Below are 2,261 nucleotides of genomic sequence, written 5' to 3'. Positions count from 1 at the left end.
CATGATCTGGTTCGTCATCACCGATCAGGCCATGGATCAGACGCCGATGGGCAAGGGCACCAACCTGCTGGCGGGAAGCGCGGCGCAGATCACCGACATGCTCAAGCGCTACCGGGAAGCCGGGATGACGATGCCATTGCTTTGGCCGCCGTTCCAGGACGTTCCGGTAGCTAAGACGCTGGACGACCTCAAGCGTCTGAAGGAAGAAATCATGCCCAAAGTCGACGCTATGTGAGAGGAACGCAATGTCCGAGCTTGAGGGTAAGCGGGTTTTCGTCACCGGGTCCGGTGCCGGCATCGGCAAGGCGATCGCGGCGCTGTTCACGGAACGCGGCGCCCGGGTCGTGGTCAGCGACATCAACCCAGAAACGGCCAAGCAGTCAGCCGAAGAGATCGGCGCCGCAGGAGTGGCTAACTGCGACGTCACGGACGAGGGCCAGGTACAGGCCGCGGTCCAGCAATCGGTCGACATCCTCGGCGGTCTCGACGTCCTGGTCAACAATGCCGGGATCGAGATCTCCTCGCCGCTGCTCCAGCAGTCAACAGAAAGCTTCGACAAGATCTTCGCGGTCAACGTACGCGGTCCGTTCGTCGCGATGAAGGCGGCAATTCCGCACCTGATCGCCTCGAAGGGCAACATCGTCAACATCGCCTCGATCGCCGGGGTCGGCGGCAGCCCGCTGCTCGGCTCCTACTGCGCGACGAAGGCGGCGCTGATCCAGCTCACCCGGGTCGCGGCGGTGGAGATGCGGGCGGCCGGCGTGCGAGTCAACGCGGTCTGCCCAGGCTTTGCCGACACCGCCATGGTCGCCCGGCTCGTACCCGACTTCGAGGCGGCGACCCAGATCCCGTTCGGCGATCTCGTCGCGATGAAGCAGGGCAGGCTCGGCACCCCGGAGGACATCGCCGAGGTCGCCGCCTTCCTCGCGTCCGACCGGGCGTCGTGGGTCACCGGCAGCCACTACATCCTCGACGGCGGATTGACTGCCTCACTCGTTTAACGCCTGCGCCGGCAACCGGCGGGAAGCTCCTGTGAAGACACAGAAGCCACCGCCCGTTCGGAAAAAAAGATTTGACCGAACGGGCGGTGGCTTTACCTAGTGATCAGAGTCAGACCGCGCGAACGTGCTCGGCCTGCGGGCCCTTCTGACCCTGCGTGATGTCGAACTCGACCCGCTGGTTCTCCTCCAGGCTGCGGTAGCCGCCGGACTCGATCGCGGAGAAGTGGACGAAGACGTCCTGGCCCCCGCCATCGACACTGATGAACCCGAAACCCTTGTCCGAGTTGAACCACTTGACTGTTCCCTGCGCCACGCGCATGTCTCCCTACCTACGATGGGTCCCCGCACTGCGCGGGAACCGGCAGTACATCCGCGAGCGCGCTATGAAACACGTACACAGAAGCTACGACCGCCAGCATTTAACCACACCTGAGGCCAGACCATTCCCATCCGGGCGGAATCAGGCGAACGCGAGCGCAATCCCGCCCTCAGCTCACCGTCCACTTCCCACATCGTTGCCGGGCGCCGTCCCGCGTCCTGTCTGCCGTAACGTGGCGGAGGGCGGATAGCCGAGGAAGTCAAAAGTGTCTTGGGACCGAGGTGGGTCATTCATGATCGGGAATATCGTCGAGGACGCGGGCGGATTCGCCGACTTGGCGCTGGCCCCGGAACTGCTCCATGCCCTCTCCGGCCTCGGTTATGAGGAGCCAACACCGATCCAGCAGGCCGCCATCCCGCCACTGCTTGACGGGCGTGATCTGGTCGGTCAGGCTGCGACCGGGACGGGGAAGACGGCAGCCTTCGCGCTTCCCGTACTCCAGCGGGTGCTCAGGGAAGGCGGGCGGCCAGAGCCGCTCGCCCTAGTACTCGTGCCGACGCGCGAGCTTGCGGTACAGGTTTCCGAAGCGATGCACCGCTACGGACATGAAATCGGCGCGCGTGTGGTGCCCATCTACGGCGGCCAGCCAATTGGCCGGCAACTGCGGGCGCTTGACCGTGGTGCCGACGTGGTGGTGGCGACGCCCGGGCGCGCGCTCGACCACATCACCCGCGGAACGCTGGACCTGCGCGGCCTCGCGATCGTCGTCCTCGACGAAGCGGACGAGATGCTTGACATGGGCTTTGCCGAGGACATCGAGGCGATCCTCGGCAACACCCCGAAGAGCCGGCAGACCGCGCTGTTCTCGGCGACGATGCCCCCGCGCATCAACGGCATGGTGCGCCGCCACCTGCGGGACCCGGTGCGGGTCGAACTTGGCC

3 protein-coding genes and 1 pseudogene are annotated in these 2,261 nt (G+C 65.4%); 3 read left to right on the top strand and 1 reads right to left on the bottom strand.

What is annotated here, in order from left to right:
* Nucleotides 1–235, top strand: a pseudogene (locus VNW74_RS09365) (LLM class flavin-dependent oxidoreductase); the annotation flags it as partial.
* A 10-nt stretch (nt 236–245) separates the two neighbouring features.
* Nucleotides 246–1,001: an SDR family oxidoreductase gene (locus VNW74_RS09360; protein WP_325676321.1), complete on the top strand. Its 756-nt coding sequence runs from the start codon at nt 246–248 to the stop codon at nt 999–1,001.
* A 109-nt stretch (nt 1,002–1,110) separates the two neighbouring features.
* Here the strand turns inward: VNW74_RS09360 and VNW74_RS09355 are convergent, their stop codons facing one another.
* Complete coding sequence (locus VNW74_RS09355) at nt 1,111–1,314, bottom strand: cold-shock protein (protein ID WP_325676320.1); 204 nt, start codon at nt 1,312–1,314, stop codon at nt 1,111–1,113.
* A gap of 298 nt (nt 1,315–1,612) precedes the next feature.
* Between VNW74_RS09355 and VNW74_RS09350 the strand changes: the two genes are divergently transcribed.
* On the top strand, nt 1,613–2,261 hold a 649-nt coding region (locus tag VNW74_RS09350), incomplete at its 3' end, for a DEAD/DEAH box helicase (protein ID WP_325676319.1).

The sequence above is a fragment of the Mycobacterium sp. genome, from assembly GCF_035570115.1.
Lineage (GTDB): Bacteria > Actinomycetota > Actinomycetes > Mycobacteriales > Mycobacteriaceae > Mycobacterium.
This window is presented reverse-complemented; position numbering and strand designations above follow the sequence as displayed.